18 protein-coding genes, 1 tRNA gene and 1 riboswitch are annotated in these 17,876 nt (G+C 58.9%); of the genes, 9 read left to right on the top strand and 10 right to left on the bottom strand.

What is annotated here, in order from left to right; translation table 11 throughout:
* The first annotated feature begins 107 nt into the window (after positions 1-107).
* Together dapF and mtaB are read left to right on the top strand one after the other, a co-directional pair.
* Positions 108-950, top strand: coding sequence for a diaminopimelate epimerase (dapF, locus tag ACR0DJ_RS16970; RefSeq protein ID WP_425079895.1), 843 nt, complete (start codon positions 108-110; stop codon positions 948-950).
* Positions 947-2,203, top strand: a complete 1,257-nt coding sequence (gene mtaB / locus ACR0DJ_RS16965; RefSeq protein WP_425079894.1) for a tRNA (N(6)-L-threonylcarbamoyladenosine(37)-C(2))-methylthiotransferase MtaB — start codon at positions 947-949, stop codon at positions 2,201-2,203. The genes dapF and mtaB overlap by 4 nt, the downstream gene beginning before the upstream one ends.
* Positions 2,204-2,225: 22 nt before the next feature.
* Here mtaB and ACR0DJ_RS16960 read toward each other — a convergent pair whose 3' ends face one another.
* From ACR0DJ_RS16960 to petA, 4 genes are all read right to left on the bottom strand, one after another.
* Entirely contained in the window at positions 2,226-2,642 is a 417-nt protein-coding gene (locus tag ACR0DJ_RS16960) for a nuclear transport factor 2 family protein (RefSeq protein ID WP_170347479.1), read from the bottom strand.
* 150 nt (positions 2,643-2,792) lie between these two features.
* Complete coding sequence (locus ACR0DJ_RS16955; RefSeq protein WP_480685759.1) at positions 2,793-3,578, bottom strand: cytochrome c1; 786 nt, start codon at positions 3,576-3,578, stop codon at positions 2,793-2,795.
* A 17-nt stretch (positions 3,579-3,595) separates the two neighbouring features.
* The gene (gene petB, locus ACR0DJ_RS16950; protein ID WP_170347481.1) at positions 3,596-4,927 is read right to left on the bottom strand and encodes a cytochrome b; all 1,332 of its coding nucleotides are present in this window, start codon (positions 4,925-4,927) and stop codon (positions 3,596-3,598) included.
* A 15-nt stretch (positions 4,928-4,942) separates the two neighbouring features.
* Positions 4,943-5,527, bottom strand: a complete 585-nt coding sequence (gene petA / locus ACR0DJ_RS16945; protein ID WP_170347482.1) for a ubiquinol-cytochrome c reductase iron-sulfur subunit — start codon at positions 5,525-5,527, stop codon at positions 4,943-4,945.
* Positions 5,528-5,989: 462 nt separating this feature from the next.
* On the opposite strand from petA, the gene ACR0DJ_RS16940 reads away from it, so the two are divergent.
* Positions 5,990-6,436, top strand: coding sequence for a c-type cytochrome (locus tag ACR0DJ_RS16940; RefSeq protein ID WP_425079893.1), 447 nt, complete (start codon positions 5,990-5,992; stop codon positions 6,434-6,436).
* Between the two features lie 19 nt (positions 6,437-6,455).
* Here the strand turns inward: ACR0DJ_RS16940 and ACR0DJ_RS16935 are convergent, their stop codons facing one another.
* Entirely contained in the window at positions 6,456-7,067 is a 612-nt protein-coding gene (locus ACR0DJ_RS16935; protein WP_170347484.1) for an FMN-binding negative transcriptional regulator, read from the bottom strand.
* Between the two features lie 54 nt (positions 7,068-7,121).
* Positions 7,122-7,321, top strand: a riboswitch (FMN riboswitch).
* Between the two features lie 119 nt (positions 7,322-7,440).
* Between ACR0DJ_RS16935 and ACR0DJ_RS16930 the strand changes: the two genes are divergently transcribed.
* The 5 genes from ACR0DJ_RS16930 to cobO all read left to right on the top strand — a co-directional run bounded on the left by ACR0DJ_RS16930 (position 7,441) and on the right by cobO (position 11,384).
* Entirely contained in the window at positions 7,441-7,881 is a 441-nt protein-coding gene (locus tag ACR0DJ_RS16930; RefSeq protein WP_170347485.1) for a 6,7-dimethyl-8-ribityllumazine synthase, read from the top strand.
* A 119-nt stretch (positions 7,882-8,000) separates the two neighbouring features.
* A complete protein-coding gene (aroC, locus tag ACR0DJ_RS16925) occupies positions 8,001-9,101 on the top strand; it encodes a chorismate synthase (RefSeq protein ID WP_425079892.1) in 1,101 nt (366 codons plus the stop codon).
* Complete coding sequence (locus ACR0DJ_RS16920; RefSeq protein ID WP_480685755.1) at positions 9,085-9,747, top strand: HD domain-containing protein; 663 nt, start codon at positions 9,085-9,087, stop codon at positions 9,745-9,747. Before aroC ends, ACR0DJ_RS16920 begins: the two co-directional genes overlap by 17 nt.
* A 45-nt stretch (positions 9,748-9,792) precedes the next feature.
* A complete protein-coding gene (locus ACR0DJ_RS16915) occupies positions 9,793-10,728 on the top strand; it encodes a DMT family transporter (protein WP_480685754.1) in 936 nt (311 codons plus the stop codon).
* Positions 10,729-10,784: 56 nt separating this feature from the next.
* The gene (gene cobO, locus ACR0DJ_RS16910) at positions 10,785-11,384 is read left to right on the top strand and encodes a cob(I)yrinic acid a,c-diamide adenosyltransferase (protein WP_425079891.1); all 600 of its coding nucleotides are present in this window, start codon (positions 10,785-10,787) and stop codon (positions 11,382-11,384) included.
* Positions 11,385-11,456: 72 nt separating this feature from the next.
* Here cobO and arsB read toward each other — a convergent pair whose 3' ends face one another.
* The 4 genes from arsB to ACR0DJ_RS16890 are packed head-to-tail and all read right to left on the bottom strand — an operon-like array spanning position 11,457 to position 15,560.
* Positions 11,457-12,479 carry an ACR3 family arsenite efflux transporter gene (gene arsB / locus ACR0DJ_RS16905; RefSeq protein WP_425079890.1) on the bottom strand — a complete coding sequence of 341 codons (1,023 nt, stop codon included), beginning with the start codon at positions 12,477-12,479 and terminating at the stop codon, positions 11,457-11,459.
* Positions 12,476-13,741: an organoarsenical effux MFS transporter ArsJ gene (gene arsJ / locus ACR0DJ_RS16900; protein ID WP_480685752.1), complete on the bottom strand. Its 1,266-nt coding sequence runs from the start codon at positions 13,739-13,741 to the stop codon at positions 12,476-12,478. Before arsJ ends, arsB begins: the two co-directional genes overlap by 4 nt.
* Positions 13,738-14,736, bottom strand: a complete 999-nt coding sequence (locus tag ACR0DJ_RS16895) for an ArsJ-associated glyceraldehyde-3-phosphate dehydrogenase (protein ID WP_171638438.1) — start codon at positions 14,734-14,736, stop codon at positions 13,738-13,740. The genes arsJ and ACR0DJ_RS16895 overlap by 4 nt, the downstream gene beginning before the upstream one ends.
* Positions 14,733-15,560: an arsenate reductase/protein-tyrosine-phosphatase family protein gene (locus ACR0DJ_RS16890; RefSeq protein ID WP_480685750.1), complete on the bottom strand. Its 828-nt coding sequence runs from the start codon at positions 15,558-15,560 to the stop codon at positions 14,733-14,735. The genes ACR0DJ_RS16895 and ACR0DJ_RS16890 overlap by 4 nt, the downstream gene beginning before the upstream one ends.
* 235 nt (positions 15,561-15,795) lie before the next feature.
* On the opposite strand from ACR0DJ_RS16890, the gene ACR0DJ_RS16885 reads away from it, so the two are divergent.
* A tRNA-Thr gene (locus ACR0DJ_RS16885) sits at positions 15,796-15,871 on the top strand.
* A gap of 62 nt (positions 15,872-15,933) precedes the next feature.
* Here ACR0DJ_RS16885 and dxs read toward each other — a convergent pair.
* Positions 15,934-17,862 (bottom strand): 1-deoxy-D-xylulose-5-phosphate synthase, encoded by a 1,929-nt coding sequence (gene dxs / locus ACR0DJ_RS16880; protein WP_480685748.1) that lies wholly within the window; start codon positions 17,860-17,862, stop codon positions 15,934-15,936.
* Positions 17,863-17,876 lie beyond the last annotated feature (14 nt).

Genomic DNA, 17,876 nt, shown 5'->3' with positions numbered 1-17,876 from the left:
TCTGGCAACCCGATAGGCGGCCTAATTAGGCAGGTGGCGCTGGAGGGTCAACCCCTTTTTTGAGGAATTTTCGCGACAGGGTGGATTCATGTTCCGACCAACGATATATGCCCGCCATGCAACAGAGACTCGACACCGGATTGCCCTTCATCAAGATGCACGGGCTGGGCAATGACTTTGTCATCGTTGACGCACGCGCGCAGGATGCTCCGATCACACCGGCGCTGGCCAAAGGAATCGGGCATCGGCAATTTGGGGTGGGATTCGATCAGTTGGCCGTTATCGAAAATGGTGAAGCCGACGCGCATCTGGTGTTCTACAATTCCGATGGATCAACCTCTGCTGCCTGCGGCAACGCCACCCGCTGTATTGCGCGATTGCTTATGGATGAGACGGGTCGCTCTGCGCTGACGCTCACCACCGAACGCGGAACCCTTCATGCGCAGGATGCTGGCGATGGGCTTACTGCGGTCAACATGGGGCACCCGCAGCTGGACTGGCGCGAAATTCCTCTGGCAGAAGAGATGGACACGCTGGAATTGCCAATCGAAGGCACCCCAACGGCGACGGGAATGGGCAACCCGCATTGCACGTTCTTCGTTGAGAACGCCGAAGCGATCCCGTTGGCAGAGTTCGGTGCGCGTTACGAATACCACCCGCTTTATCCCGAACGCACAAATGTCCAGGTGGCCCAGGTCATTGGCCCGGATCACATCCGTATGCGCGTATGGGAGCGCGGAGTTGGCATCACTCTGGCCTCCGGGTCGTCGTCCTGTGCAACGGCCGTAGCCGCCGCGCGACGGGGGCTGACCGGGCGCAAAGTACAGATCGATCTGGATGGCGGCACGCTCTGGGTTGACTGGCGCGACGATGGTGTCTGGATGACCGGGCCGACGTGTCACGTTTTCTCTGGCACTCTGACGCCTGAATTTCTGAGGTCGCTGGGATGAACCCGCCCAAGTTCACCACATTGGGCTGCCGCCTGAACGCCTATGAAACCGAGGCGATGAAAGAGCTGTCGCAACAGGCCGGTCTGACGGACGCTGTGGTGGTGAACACATGCGCCGTGACGGCTGAGGCCGTGCGCAAGGCCCGGCAGGAGATCCGCAAGCTGCGCCGCGAAAACCCCGATGCGCGCCTGATCGTCACCGGCTGCGCGGCGCAGACCGAACCCCAGACTTTTGCCGAAATGGCCGAGGTCGATGCGGTGATCGGCAACACCGAAAAAATGCGCCCCGAGACATGGAAGGGCATGGCCGCCGATTTCATCGGCGAGACCGAGGCCGTGCAGGTCGATGACATCATGTCGGTCACCGAAACCGCAGGCCACCTGATCGACGGGTTCGGCACCCGCTCGCGCGCCTATGTGCAGGTTCAGAACGGCTGTGACCACCGCTGTACCTTCTGCATCATTCCCTATGGGCGCGGCAACTCGCGCAGCGTGCCGGCCGGTGTGGTGGTGGATCAGATCAAGCGGCTTGTCGACAAGGGCTATAACGAGGTCGTTCTGACCGGCGTCGATCTGACATCCTGGGGCGCCGACCTGCCCGCAAGCCCCAAGCTGGGCGATCTGGTGATGCGCATCCTCAAGCTGGTGCCGGATTTGCCACGCCTGCGGATCAGTTCGATCGATTCGATCGAGGTTGATGAGAATCTGATGCAGGCCATCGCGACCGAACCGCGCCTGATGCCGCACCTGCACCTGTCGCTTCAGCATGGCGACGATCTGATTCTGAAGCGCATGAAACGCCGCCATCTGCGCGACGACGCCATCCGCTTTACCGAGGACGCACGCAAGCTGCGCCCCGACATGACCTTCGGCGCGGATATCATCGCAGGCTTCCCGACCGAGACGGAAGCGCATTTCGAAAACTCGCTGAAGCTAATCACCGACTGCGACCTGACCTGGCTGCATGTCTTCCCCTATTCCAAACGAGAAGGCACCCCGGCAGCCCGCATACCGCAACAGGTGAATGGAACGGTCATCAAGGATCGCGCTGCCCGCTTGCGTGCGGCAGGCGACGCTCAGGTCTCAAAGCACCTTTCGAAGCAAGTCGGCAAGACCCATCACATCCTGATGGAAAACCCCCATATGGGCCGGACCGAGCAATTCACCGAAGTGTCTTTTTCGGCCCCCCGGACCGAGGGTGAGATCGTCACGGCGGCAATCACCGGTCACACTCAAACCCAGCTGATCGCGTGATGGCGTCGACGGCCGACGGCATTCATTGCCCGGCCACGTCAGCAAGGGCGGCCGTGTCGTAGAATTCCTGATATTCGCAGACCCGGTCGCCGCGGAATCTGCAAATGACAACGACCGGCGTTTCGACCGTCTGGCCGCTGGCTTTGTGTGTCCATGCCGTGACACCCACCCCGACGACCCGGTCGTCCTGGGCTATGGTGTCCTTCAACGTCCAGTGGACCATTTCGAAGGCATCCGTCAATTCCTTCAGATATTGATGCATCTGATCACGCCCGTTGCGGGCGCAACTGAAATCCAGCCCGTTTTTCCCGTCGCCAAGAGACCGAATGCAGAGATCCTCGGTCGTGTAGTCGTCCCACATGCTCGGATCCGAACCCTTGGATTCGTTCCATCTGGCAAAGGCCTCGCGCAGTTTCGCGGCATTCGACAAAGCGTTCATGACAATTCACTCCAAAATGACTTCTACAATGCAACCAGCGTCGTGCTGCACGGGGTTCGCGTCAAGGAACAAGTTGTCGAGCGGTTTCAAAGAAAAAGCCCCGCGCGACGCACGGGGCCTTTTGAATTTCCTTAATCCTACCCTGACGGATCAGGCGGATTTCTTGCCCTTATGCGGAGCCCACAGGCGCTTGTTGACCAGATAGAGAAGCACCGACAGAACGGTCAGGAAGATCACGCCAACAAAGCCGGCGTTCTTGCGCTCCATCATCTTCGGCTCGGCCGCCCACATCAGGAACGCCGCGACGTCCTCGGACATGTGTTCGACCGAATTCGAATGCCCGTCAGCAAACTCGACCTGTTCATCCGCCAGCGGCGGCGCCATCGAGATCCAGCCTCCGGGGAAGGCTTTGTTCTCGTAGAGGACAGTGCCTGCCTCTTCCTTCTCTTCACCGGTGTAACCGTCCAGCAGAGAGGCGATGTATTCCGCGCCACCCATGCCTTTGACCAGCTGATTGATGCCCAGACCGTAAGGTCCGTGGAAGCCCGCGCGCGCTTTGGCCATCAGGCTCAGGTCCGGTGCGCCGACACCGTTGTTGGCCGGGAAGTGGTCTGTCGGGATGGCCGGGCGGAAATCGTCCAGCTCGGGGTCGAACACTTCGAAGTTGCCCGCTGCATAAGCGATCACTTCTTCTTCCGAATAGCCCAGCGCTTCGAGATCGCGCAGGGGCACATATCTCAGGCCGTGGCAGGCCGCGCAGACCTCGGTATAGATCTGAAGGCCGCGTTGCAGCTGGTGCTTGTCCCAGGTGCCGAAGGGCCCCTCGAACGAGAACGCGAAATCTTCGATATGCTGCTCACCGCCACCTGCCGCGAAGGTCGAGGCGGGCGCAAGGGCCAGAGCAAACGCGGCGCCGATTGCAAGTTTCTTGAACATGTTTCCGGTCCCTCTTCTTACTCGGCCGGCGTGGCGTCGGCGTCAGCCTTGCCATAATGCGCGTTGAAGTCTTCTTCGATGGTCTCGGGCTGGGCCAGAGGCTTCTCGATCACACCGAGGATCGGCAGGATCACGAAGAAATAGGCGAACCAGTAGGCGGACGCGATCAGCGAGAAGGTCGCATAGGGCTCTTCCGCAGGCATCGCACCCAGCCACATCAGGGCAAAGAAGTCGATGACCAGCAAGTAGAACCACCATTTGAACATCGGACGGTACTTGCCCGAACGTACGTTCGAGGTGTCCAGCCAGGGCGCCAGCGCCATGGCCAGGATCGCACCGAACATCGCCAGAACACCGAAGAACTTGGCATCGATGATGCCGCCGGTGATGAAGCTGGCGAACTGAACGACCCAGACCTCACCGGTGAAGGCGCGCAGGATCGCGTAGAACGGCAGGAAGTACCATTCGGGAACGATGTGTGCAGGTGTCACCAGCGGGTTGGCTTCGATGTAGTTGTCCGGGTGGCCCAGATAGTTCGGCATGTAGCCGACGATGGCCCAGAACACGACCAGGATCACGGCCAGTGCAAACAGGTCCTTGATCACGAAATACGGCCAGAACGGCAGCGTGTCTTTCTCGGCCTCGGCTTTCGATCCACGGCGCACTTCAACACCTGTGGGGTTGTTGTTGCCGGTGGTGTGGAAGGCCCAGATATGAACGATGACCAGCGCCGCGATGATGAACGGCAGCAGGTAGTGCAGCGAGAAGAAGCGGTTCAGCGTGGCGTTGTCCACGGCAGGTCCGCCCAGCAACCAGGTTTGCAGCGCGTCACCGACAAACGGGATCGCACCAAACAGGCCGGTGATCACGGTCGCACCCCAGAAGGACATCTGACCCCAGGGCAGAACATAGCCCATGAAGGCGGTACCCATCATCATCAGATAGATCAGCATACCGATGATCCATGTGATTTCGCGCGGGGCTTTGTACGAGCCGTAGAACAGGCCGCGGAACATGTGGATGTAAACCGCCACAAAGAACAGCGACGCGCCGTTCATGTGCAGATAGCGGATAAAGTGACCGCCATTCACGTTGCGCATGATGTGTTCGATGCTGGCAAAGGCCAGATCGACATGCGGGGTATAGTGCATCACCAGTACGATGCCGGTGACGATTTGCAGCGCCAGGCAGAACGCCAGAACGATGCCCCAGATCCACCACCAGTTCAGGTTCTTGGGGGTCGGGATCATGAGCGTGTCGTAAAGCAGGCCGACAATCGGCAGACGGCTGTTCAGCCATTTCTCGCCGTTTGTCTTCGGCTCGTAATGATCGTGGGGAATTCCGGACATAAGTTTGGGTCTCCCTTAGCCGAGTTTGATTGTGCTGTTGTCCACCCATTCTGCGGGCGGGACAGGCAGGTTCTCAGGCGCGGGGCCTTTACGGATACGACCGGCGAGGTCGTAGTGCGAGCCGTGGCACGGGCAGAACCAGCCACCGAAGTCGCCGGCATCCCCCAGAGGCACACAGCCCAGGTGCGTACATACGCCCATCTGCACGATCCAGGCACCCGGTGCTTCGCCCTCCGGAGACGGCATGACGCGGTTTGCGTCAGTCGCGGGCGCATCGGCGCTCAGGTTGAAGTTGCGCGCCAGCGGATCTGGCAGCGCATCAACGCCTTCGGCGTCCTGTTCCTGGGCTTCCTGAATCTCGGCACCGGTACGATGACGGATGAAAACAGGTTTCCCCAGCCATTTTACCGTCAGTTGCGTGCCCGGCTCGACGCCGCTCACATCCACACGGATCGAGGACAGCGCCTGAACGTCTGCCGATGGGTTCATTTGGTTGATCAGGGGCCATACGGCTGCACCCGTTGCAACGACACCTGCGCCGCCAGCGACGTAGTACAGGAAATCTCTGCGGGTGCCTTCGTGGTCTTCTGCGTGGGACACGAGGTTATCTCCGATTATCTGGCGCCCGCGGACGGGCAAATAGCTCGCGCACCGCACGAATGCGGTGTCTTAACCGCGCTTACTATCGGGGAGAATAGTGTTCGTCCAGCGTTCATAAATGCGCAATACGCCGCATGTGTCCCTTCATGCACATGACGAGGGGCTTTTTTTGGTGAATCTTGCCCGCAACTTTGCCTGCGACTTCGAATCACCGGGGGATGATTCGAACTACGACCCCGCTTTGCAGCCGCAATCCGGCCCGATTCTGACCACCAGACCGTCAGTCATCTGAGGGCGTATTCTGGACAATCAGCATCACAAAGCAACGATTGTTTGCCGGGAAAATCATATCCGCCAAATAGATGATTTAAATTGAAAATTGAGCGCAATATCGCAGTTGCACTTTTTGCGCGAATACCGGACAGCGCAAAAAAACGCGCGAACTCCTGCAAGGAGACCACTATGTCAAAAGTCACTTCGGCCGCTGCGATGTTCACATTGGCGTTGGCCACGCAATCCTTTGCCGCAGGCGATCCGGCGAAAGGTGAAGCCATGTATAACCGCTGCTCCTCGTGTCATGCGATCATCAAGGACGGTGAAGTCCTGGTCAAAGGCGGAATCACCGGCCCGAATCTCTATGGCGTCGTCGGACGTGTCGCCGGGTCCGAAAAAGACTATCGCTATGGCAGCGCGCGCCTGCCGGTCGGCATGTTCACTGACGATATGATCCGTGCCGGCGAAGAGGGCCTGATCTGGACCGAAGAAAACATCGCCGCCTATTCCAAAGACCCCATCGGTTTCATCAAAGAGTATCTGGATGACGAAACCGCCCGCCCTAACATGAGTGTCAAACTGAAGAAGGGTGCGGAAGATATCGCCGCCTATCTGGCAACTTTCAGTTCCGAGTAATCCTGTTTCCCGGTGCTGGTTACGCCTTGTGCATCAAGGCGGCCAGCTGACCGGTTTCACTGCCAAATCCGTTGGGCACATTATCGGCAGCAGCGATTCTTGCCTCCTCCGGCTTGTTCTGGCCCAGTTTCCAGGTGCCCTGGATATCCTCTACCTGCATCCGGCATGGAACGATCATCCGCATCATTCTGGCCAAGGCGTCATCAGACATTTTCCCGGTGACCCATGGCGCTTTGGGCAGCAGTCGATCTTCAAAGAATGCAGATTGTCGGTCCAGCAAATCACGCAGCTCGTCCTGCGGGCGCAACTCAAGCCTTCCGGTCAGGTGCACGGCAACATAGTTCCATGTCGGAACCTGATCCGCGACACCGTACCAGTCGGGCGAGACATAGCCATCAGGTCCCTGCACAGCGATCCTGACCACTTTCGGCCCGCACAGCAAACGGACAATCGGGTTTGATCGCACTAGATGAAGATCGGCCACCGCACCGTCCTCTGACAGCAGAAAGGGCACGTGACTTATCAATGGTGCGCCGTCGTCGGAAATCGCCAGAACGCCAAAAGCCCGGTCACGGGCGAATTCAATATGACGCGCACGATCCTCGGCGCGGAAGGCTGGATTTGGGTGCATGGGCGACCTCCTGCCAAATCTCTTGCAGATGGGGTTGGTTCTTGGCAAGGTCTGCCTCGTTCTCAGGGCGGGGTGGAATTCCCCACCGGCGGTATGCGGGCGATGACCCGTAAGCCCGCGAGCGGCTCTGCCGTGACCACGATCCGAAAGGCAGAAGCCGGCATTCGGACAAAGCGTGGAACCACGAACGAGTGTCAGCAGATCTGGTGAGAGGCCAGAGCCGACGGTCAAAGTCCGGATGGAAGAGAACGTGCAAGTCGTGCCGGTGAACCGGCGCGCCTGCTCGTGATCGCCTTGGGTGACGTGTCATGCCGGGCTGGCAGCGAAACCGTTCGCAACCGCCAGCAGGCCACCAAACTGAAAGGAGACCACGATGACACACACCCGCTATGCTTTTGTCAAAGCCAACTGGCATTCCGACATCGTCGACCGCGCGCTTGACGGATTTCTTGAATTGATCCCGGCCGATCAGGTCGATGTTTTTGACGTACCCGGCGCGTTCGAGATGCCGCTGCTGGCCCGCGATCTGGCCCAAACCGGCCGCTACGCCGCTGTCGCCTGCGCCGCATTTGTCGTGGATGGCGGCATTTACCGGCACGACTTCGTGGCCCAGGCCGTCGTGGACGGTTTGATGCGCGCCGGCATGGATACAGGCGTGCCGGTCCTGTCCGTTTCCCTGACGCCGCACCAATACCAGGAGACGGATCACCACAACGCCATCTACCGTGCGCATTTTGTCGAGAAAGGCCGCGAAGCCGCACAAGCCGCGCTGAAAATCACAGCGACCCGAGCGGTGCTGACGCAGGCCGCCTGATCTTCATCTTTTCAAAAATACTCATTCGCGCCACCGCAAGGTGGCGCCCACCAATTCGCAAATCCGCTTGAGGCCAAGGGCCTTGCCCGCTAATCACGACGCTCAAAGGAGCACGCCCCATGTCGATGAACAGTTTTGGCCATCTATTCCGTGTCACCACCTGGGGTGAAAGCCATGGACCCGCTTTGGGCGCCACTGTTGACGGCTGCCCGCCGGGTGTCACGATCGACGAGGGCATGATTCAGCACTGGCTGGACAAGCGCAAACCGGGGCAGAACAAGTTTACCACCCAGCGGCGCGAACCCGATCAGGTGAAAATCCTGTCCGGCGTGTTCGAAGGGCAAACCACCGGAACGCCTGTGCAGCTGATGATCGAGAACACCGATCAGCGCTCGAAAGACTATGGCGATATCATCGACAAGTTCCGTCCGGGGCACGCCGATATCACCTATTGGCAGAAATACGGAATCCGGGATTATCGCGGCGGCGGGCGCAGTTCTGCACGGGAAACAGCATCACGTGTTGCAGCAGGTGGACTGGCGCGTGAAGCGATCAAGCAAATCGCGCCCAATGTCCAGATCACCGGCTACATGACCCAGATCGGGCCGCATAAGATCGACCGCGCCAACTTCGACTGGTCCCAGATCGAACAGAATCCGTTCTGGACACCCGATGCAACCGCCGCAGAAGACTGGGCCGCGTACCTGGATGATCTGCGCAAGTCCGGCAACTCGGTCGGGGCCGTGGTCGAAGTCGTTGCGCGCGGTGTCCCCGCCGGGATCGGGGCGCCGGTTTATGCTAAGTTAGACACTGATCTGGCCGCAGCGATGATGTCGATCAATGCCGTCAAAGGCGTCGAGATCGGCGAGGGCATGGCCGCGGCTGAACTGACGGGCGAGGCCAACGCCGACGAAATCTTCATGGGGCAGAACGGTCCGCAATACAGCTCGAACCATGCGGGCGGGATTCTGGGCGGTATCTCGACCGGGCAGGACATCGTCGTGCGCTTTGCGGTCAAGCCGACCTCGTCGATTCTGACCACGCGCAAAACCATCACCAAATCAGGCGAAGAGACCGAGATCATCACCAAGGGCCGTCACGACCCCTGCGTCGGGATCCGCGCTGTTCCAGTGGGTGAGGCGATGATGGCCTGCGTGATCCTCGACCACCTTCTGCTGCATCGCGGCCAGATCGGAGAGAACCGTGGACGGATCGGCTGATCTGCGCACCCGCCTGCGTGCTGTGGTCGCACATCGCATGGAAACGGATCCGGCCCATGATCTGGCCCATCTTGATCGTGTTTGGACCAACGCCCGGGCCATCGCAGATGATCAAGCCGATATGTCCGTGCTGCTGGCGGCAAGTTATCTGCACGATCTTGTAAATCTACCCAAGGACGATCCCGACCGGCATCTTGCCTCGCGCAGATCCGCAACGGAATCAGAGCCTATTCTTGAGGAAATCGGGTTTGAAGCCGATCAGATCCGCGCGATCCAGCACGCGATCGAAGCCCATAGTTTTTCGGCCAATATCCCCCCTGAAACGATCGAGGCGCGCATTCTGCGCGATGCGGACCGGCTTGACGCTTTGGGCGCCATCGGCATCGCCCGCAACTTTTCCGTTTCCGGAGCCTTGGGGCGCACTCTTTATGACCCGGCAGATCCTTTTGCCCAAGTCCGGCCACTGGACGACCTTCATTTCTCGCTCGACCATTGGAAGGTGAAGCTGCTGCGGCTGCCGGGTGACATGCTAACCGAAACCGGCCGACTGATTGCCGAGCAACGCACCGCGCGCATGATCCGCTTTCTTGAAGAATTCGCCGAAGAGATCGGCTGCTCCTTGCCGCAATCCTGGGTGAATTGCTGAACCCACCCGTTGATCTTTGCCCGGCAAAGGCGCAGGTTCGCGCCGATGACAAAACCCTTAACTTCGCATCGACCTCTGCTTGCGGTAACGCTGAAGCTGTGCGCCTTGTTCCTGTTCACGTCGATGTCCGCGCTGGTCAAAGCACTGTCGGATGAGTTCCCACCGGGCCAATTGGTGTTTTTTCGGTCCCTTTTCGCAATCCCCGTGATCATTCTTTGGCTCATCGCGCGAGGGGAGTTGTCGAAAGGCTTTGTGGTCAAGAAACCCATGGGCCATTTCTGGCGTGGCGTTCTGGGGACCAGCGCCATGGGTCTTACCTTTACCGGCCTCAGCCTGCTGCCGCTGCCCGAAGTCACCGCAATCGGCTATGCGACGCCGATCTTCACCCTGATTCTGGCCGCCGTCATGCTGGGCGAACGCATTCGGCTTATCCGTATCGGCGCTGTGGCTTTGGGTCTGCTGGGCGTCCTGATCATGATCTGGCCACGTCTTGGCACCACCGAGATGGAACTCGCCGCCACCATCGGCGCGTTATGCGTGTTGGGCGCAACCCTCGCCCGTGCCTTCGTTCAGATCCATATCCGGCAATTGGTCAAGGTCGATCACCCTGCGGCCATCGTGTTCTATTTCTCGATGACCGCGACGCTTCTGTCCGCTCTGACAGCGTTCTGGGGATGGACGATGCCCACGTGGAATCAGGCGCTGATCATGGTCATGATGGGCCTGATCGGCGGCGTTGCGCAGATTTTGGTCACATCCTCCTATCGGTTTGGCCAGGCCTCGATGCTGGCACCTTATGACTATGCAACCATGCTGTTTGCGATCGTGATCGGCTATGTCTGGTTCGACGAACTGCCAACGCTTGCAATCCTGATCGGGGCCGCACTGGTGATCGCAGGCAATGTTGTCGTCATCTGGCGCGAACACCAGTTGGGGCTGGAGCGCGGCAAGGTCCGGTCGGTTACGGACCCCAAAGCATGACTTTACCTTTTGCAATCTTCCCCTAGGTTGGGCCGAACAGTCAAAGAGGTTCCCAAATGAACGACGCGCAGGATCACAAGGAAAAGATGCAGAAGGTGCAGGCCCAGCACCGCAAGAAAGTGTCCGAGGCCGTGGATCCTGGCCGTGGTCTGGTCTTGATCAATACCGGCAAGGGCAAAGGCAAGTCCTCGGCCGCGTTCGGCGTGGTCATTCGCGCTTTGGGTTGGGGCCAGAAGGTTGGCGTGGTGCAGTTCATCAAGGGCAAGTGGAAAACCGGCGAGCGCCGTTTCTTCGAAGAGCGTGATCTGGTGACATGGCATACGATGGGCGAAGGTTTTACCTGGGACACGCAGGATCGTGAGCGCGATATTGCTGCTGCCAATGCCGCCTTCGACAAGGCATGTGCCCTGATGTCCAGTGGCGAATACGATCTGGTTGTGCTGGACGAGATCAACATCGCCTTGCGCTACGAATACCTGACGGTCGAACAGGTCATCGCGGGTTTGAACGCACGCTCGGACAAGACCAGCGTATTCCTGACCGGGCGTGATGCACCGCAAGCGCTGCGTGACTATGCCGACCTGGTCACGGAAATGACCGAGGAGAAACACCCGTTCCAGGCGGGTATCAAAGCCCAGCGCGGCGTGGATTTCTGAAGCTACGTGAGGTGTGATTCTGGCGGTGCGCAGCCGCCAGATATGACAGTCGTTCTGCTGCGTTGACCAATCCTATCGTGTCGCAGGTTCCGGAAAACGCTGGCGTGTTCGGTTGGCGAAAGCCACAAGCGACAGCATCACCGGCACTTCGACCAGGACCCCCACAACCGTCGCCAGTGCCGCGCCTGACTGAAGACCGAACAAGCTGATTGCGACGGCAACGGCCAGTTCGAAGAAGTTAGATGTCCCGATCATGGCGCAGGGCGCTGCGATGCGGTGGGGAACCTTCAGCGCAAAAGCCGCGCCATAGGCAATGGCAAAAATACCGTAGCTTTGGATCAGAATGGGAACGGCGATCAACACGATGACCGTGGGTTTCGCCAGAATGGTCTGACCTTGCAGGCCGAACAGGATAACCACGGTTGCGATCAATCCCATGACGGACCACGGTTTCACCCGCGCCGAAAAGGCTTCTATCGCCTGTTTAGAGCCTAATCTGCGGCGGGTGATCAAGCCGGCGATTAGCGGCAGCACCACATAAAGGACCGTGGCCAAAACCAAAGTCTGCCATGGCACTTCGATGTCAGTGACCCCCAGCAAAAAGGCCACGATCGGCGCAAATGCCACGACCATGATCAGATCATTGACCGAGACCTGAACCAGGGTGTAGGTCGCGTCGCCTTTGGTCAGTTGCGACCACACGAACACCATGGCGGTACAAGGGGCGGCCCCCAGCAGGATCAGACCGGCGGTGTATTGCGCAGCATCTTCGGGCGCGATCCAGGGCGCGAAGACATAGTCGAAAAACAGAACGGCCAGCAGCGCCATGGTGAAAGGCTTTATCAGCCAGTTCACCACCAGCGTCACAATCAGACCACGCGGCTGGCGGGCAACCCCGGCGACTGCACCGAAATCGACGTTGACCATCATCGGATAGACCATTGCCCAGATCAGCACCGCCACCACCAGGTTGACGCTGGCAACTTCGGCGCTTGCCACCAGTTGCACCAGCCCCGGCGCGGCCAGTCCGATCAGGACACCACCGATCATCGCAAGTGCAACCCAGATCGTGAGATACCGTTCAAAAATGCTCATGATAACGCCTCGGAAGTTTGATCCATAAGTTTGCCGGACGTCAGCGCAGCAAGGCCAACCATCACGGCCGCCGTGCCCAGCACCAGGGGCAGCCCCCCGACCTGATAGGTCAGGCCGGACAAAACGGTTCCGGCCAACCGCCCCGTCGCATTTGCCATATAGTAAAAGCCGACATCCATCGTCACACGCTCGGACCGGGTGAAGGCAAGGATCAGATAGGAATGCAGCGATGAGTTGACCGCGAAGATCGCACCAAAGACCAAAAGCCCAGCGACAAGCGTCAGGGTCAGCCAGGTCTCGGGCCCATTTGACAGCAAAACAGCCAGTGTCAGAGCCGCAGGAACACAAAACAGGATCGCCGCCCATCTGCGTGCGGCGCGGATCAGATCACCTTCGGTTCGATCTGACGCACGAAGAATCCTTGGCGCGTTGGCTTGCACGGCGCCATAGAGGATGATCCACACCGCCATGAATGTTCCGATCATGAAGAACGCGGCCCGATTGCCCTCTTCGGTGCCATCTGAAAGAACAGCATAGAAATAGATCGGGATGCCGACCACGAACCAGACGTCCCGCGCACCGAACAGGAAGACACGTGCCGCGGACAACCAGTTCACATTCGCGGATTTTGAAAAAACCTCAGAGAATTTTGCACCCTTGCGCCCCTTCGGCAGGCCCTCTGGCATGAACAGCATCACTGCGACCAGAATCACCGCCAGAACGGCGGCCATGGCAAGCACTGCCGGTAGGAAGCCCAGCGTTGCAAGCATGGCTGCACCCAACAGGAATCCCAGCCCTTTGACCGCGTTTTTCGAACCCGTCAGAACCGCAACCCACCGAAACAACGCGCCTCCTTCGGATGGAGCCAGCAATTTGACCGCCGATTTCGAAGACATCTTGGCCAGATCCTTGGCCACTCCGCTGGCCCCTTGCACGATCATCACAAAAGTGACCGAAGCGGCGACGGTCCAGTTCGGGTCAAGCTGCGTCATGGCGAGCAACGCGACAATCTGCACCCCCAGCCCCGCATAGAGGGTCGAGGTCAGCCCGAACCGCGCGGCGATCCAACCGGCAGACAGGTTGGTGACTATCCCGGCGATTTCATAGAGCACAAACAGATAGGCAAGCTGAACCGGCGAGAAACCCAGGGTGTGAAAGTGCAACAGCACCAGCATCCTGAGCGCCCCGTCGGTCAGCATGAAGGCCCAATAGGCAGCCGTGACCGCGATATAGGCCGACAGTCCTGCGGGCCGTTGCCTCACAATGATGCCCCGACCATCAATGCGACATCCACCAGCCGGTGCGCATAGCCCATCTCGTTGTCGTACCACGCATAGATTTTCACCTGCGTCCCGTTCACAACCATGGTCGAGGGCGCATCGACGATCGAAGAGCGTTCGTCATTGGTATAATCGGTGGACACCAGCGGGCGTGTCTCATATCCCAGAATGCCCTTCAGTTCACCCTCGGCAGCGGCTTTGAAGAAGGCGTTGACCTCTTCAACCGTGGTTTCACGCTCAACCTCGAACACGCAATCGGTCAGCGAGGCGTTCAGCAATGGCACCCGAACCGCGTGGCCGTTCAAACGACCTTTGAGTTCCGGATAGATCAGCGTGATGGCCGTGGCCGAGCCGGTCGTGGTCGGGATCAGAGAGTTCAGGGCCGAGCGTGCGCGCCTGAGGTCCTTGGCAGGCCGGTCCACGATTGTCTGCGTATTGGTTACGTCGTGAATCGTCGTCATCGATCCATGGCGGATGCCCAGGTTTTCGTGAATGACCTTTACGACAGGCGCAAGACAGTTTGTCGTGCACGAGGCCGCCGTCACGATCCTATGCGCCGCGGGGTCGTAAGTTTCGTCATTTACACCCATGACGATATTGGCCGTCGGCCCGTCCTTGACCGGAGCAGAGACAACAACCTTCTTTACCCCAGCGTCAAAATACGGTGCCAGCTTCGCTTCGGTCTTGAACACGCCGGTACAGTCGATCACCACGTCAACACCGTCCAGCGGCAACGCGCTCAGGTCTTTGGTGCCAATGAACGGCAGACGGGTTCCGTTGACTGTGATGCTGTCTGCGTCATGGTCGAATTCCGCGTCCCAGCGCCCATGCACGGTGTCGAATTCCAGCAGATGCGCATGCATCTCGGGATCACCGACGGCATCGTTGATCCAGGCAATCTTTGCGCCTTTTTCAAGCAAGGGCTTCAGGGCCAGTTTTCCCATACGGCCAAGGCCGTTCAGTGCGTAGGTGGTCATTTCGTTTCCTCGGTAGGAGTACGCCCGATTTCATCGACGGCGGATTGCAATGCGATCCGGTCAAGGCTTTCGACCGGCAATGATGAAAAGGCCTGAATCCGGCGCTTCAGTGCGCCATAGGCGGTTTGAAAGGCCAGGCTTTTCTCGGCGTCGGTGCCTTCGGCCCTGACCGGGTCTTCCACGCCCCAATGGCCACTTATCGGTTGGCCCTCCCAAGCCGGGCATTCCTCGTTGGCGGCCTGATTGCAGACAGTAAAGACAAAATCCATGGCAGGCGCATCCGGCGCCGAAAACTCGGACAAAGTCTTCGGCCGCAGGGCCGAGATATCGTGCCCCTTGTCGCGCAGAACCTGCACCGCAAAGGGATTGAGTTCTGAACTGGGCCGTGTCCCGGCCGAATAGACGTTGAACCGGTCGCCGCCGATCTCTCGCAGCAAGGATTCGGCAAAAATCGAACGTGCGGAGTTTCCGGAACAGATGAACAGCACATTGAACTTTCGGTTCGTCGCGGTGTCTTTGGGAAAGGGCATGCAGATATCCGGGCGGCCACGGCAGCAATCCACGATCAGGAAATCGAGCATTTGCTGCACGTTTTTCATTTCAATCGAATAGAGCAGAGACGTCCCGGATCGTTCCTGTTTCACCAATCCCGACCGCTGCAAAGCATTCAGGTAGTTCGACATGGTGCTGGGTTTGATATCCAGCTCCGCCGCCAGCTCGCCCGCGGGAATCCTGTCAGGAAACCGTCGCATCAACATGCGAAACACGGTGATGCGCTGCGGGTGGCCAAGAATGGTCAATTGATCGGTTATCTGTTCTATCATATTTCATGAATTATTGAAATATAGAGAATGAGTCAATTTCATTCCGCGTCGTCACAAAAAATTCACGGACCAGAGCGCCAATTTGAAAGGTTGGCCGCAGGCGTTCGGCTCACAACTTGAGGCCCGACCGTGCTGAACAAGGCCGAAACGGTTACAACCGGGCTTGCAGGCGCCAGACTGACGGTTTAAACGAAGCTTCGCATCCGGTCATAATCAATTCCGTATGACCTACGGTGCCGCTGTAGCTCAGCTGGTAGAGCACGTCATTCGTAATGATGGGGTCGGGGGTTCGAGTCCCTTCAGCGGCACCAGAAAAATCCAGGTCAAACGAAATTCGGCCCTCCCAAAGCCTGCGGCCCTGCCGACAGGCACGCTAAGCGCGTTTCTCTCCGATCGAGGCGACGCCCAGAACATCCAGAACTTTCGCTTCGATATGCTCGGCATTCATACCGGCCACCGCATACATGTCCGCGGGGCTGGCTTGATCGATGAAGATATCAGGCAAAACCATCGAGCGGTATTTCAGCCCCCGATCAAACACACCTTCATCCGCCAAAAGCTGAGCGACATGGCTGCCAAAACCGCCAACGGCCCCTTCTTCGATGGTGATCAACGCCTCGTGGCGGGACGCGAGATCCAGGATCAGGTCGCGATCAAGAGGTTTGGCAAAACGAGCATCGGCAATCGTGGGCGTTATGCCTTTGCCTGCAAGGGATTCCGCCGCCTTCTGAACCTCTGCCAGACGTGTACCGAATGAAAGCAGAGCCACCCGCGCACCTTCCCGGATAACGCGGCCCTTGCCGATTTCCAGAACCTCGCCGCGTTCGGGCAAGTCGACCCCGACACCTTCGCCGCGCGGATAGCGGAACGCAATGGGGCCTTCGTCATGCGCGGCGGCGGTCGCCACCATATGCATCAGCTCGGCCTCGTCAGCCGCAGCCATGACAACCATACCGGGCAGGTTGGCCAAATAGGCAATATCGAACGACCCAGCATGGGTGGCGCCGTCAGCCCCGACCAAACCTGCTCTGTCGATTGCAAAACGTACGGGCAGGCGCTGAATCGCCACGTCATGTACCACCTGGTCGTAACCACGCTGGAGAAAGGTCGAATACATTGCGCAGAACGGCTTCATTCCTCCTGCGGCAAGCGCAGCCGAAAACGTCACGCCGTGCTGTTCGGCAATCGCCACATCAAAGCAACGTGACGGATAGCGCTCGGCAAACAGGTTCAGGCCAGTTCCGTCGGGCATGGCAGCGGTCACGGCAACGATCTTGTCGTCACGCGCGGCCTCATCCACCAGCGCCTTGCCAAATACAGACGTATAAGAGGGCGCGTTTGAAGGTGCCTTCTTCTGTTCTCCAGTCACCACATCGAACTTGGCCGTGGCATGACCTTTGTCGCGGGCCTGCTCGGCAGGGGCATAGCCCTTGCCTTTTTTCGTCAATACATGGATCAGAATCGGCCCGGTTGCCCGTGATTTGACCGTACGCAGAACCGGCAGCAGCTGGTCCATGTCATGGCCATCTATCGGGCCGAGATAGGAAAACCCAAGCTCTTCGAACAGCGTGCCGCCCACCGCCATGCCTTTCAACATCTCCTTGGCGCGCTTGGCGCCCTCCCGGAATGGCTCGGGCAGCAAGGAGACAGCGCCTTTGGCAGCAGCTTTCAGATCGTGAAACGGTTCTTCGCTATAAATACGCGACAAATAGCTGGACAACGCACCAACTGGTGGCGCGATGCTCATCTCGTTGTCATTCAGAATGACGATCAGACGCTTTTTCAGGTGGCCTGCATTGTTCATCGCCTCAAAAGCCATGCCCGCAGACATCGAGCCATCGCCGATCACCGCAATTGCGTCGCCCAACCCTTCGGGCGTTACACCCCCCAGATCCCGTGCGACAGCAAAACCCAAAGCAGCGCTGATCGACGTGCTGGAATGCGCCGCGCCAAATGGGTCATAGGGGCTTTCGCTGCGCTTGGTGAAGCCGCTGAGGCCATCCTTCATGCGCAATGTGCGGATGCGATCACGTCGTTCGGTCAGGATTTTGTGCGGATAACACTGATGACCCACATCCCAGATGATCTTGTCTCGGGGCGTATCAAATACGGCGTGCAAGGCGGTGGTCAGTTCGACAACTCCCAAGCCAGCCCCAAGATGCCCGCCGGTCACGGCAACCGCCGAAATGGTTTCGGCCCGCAACTCCTGTGCGACCTGGTGCAGTTGTGCGTCCGAGAACTGCTTGAGATCCGCAGGGCGGTTCACAAGATCCAGCAGGGGCGTATTGGGGCGGTCAGACATGTGGCGCGTTCCTG

The sequence above is a fragment of the Ruegeria sp. BF10 genome, from assembly GCF_056538725.1.
Note: the sequence above shows the minus strand (reverse complement) of the source record. Positions and strands in the feature narration are given on the sequence as shown.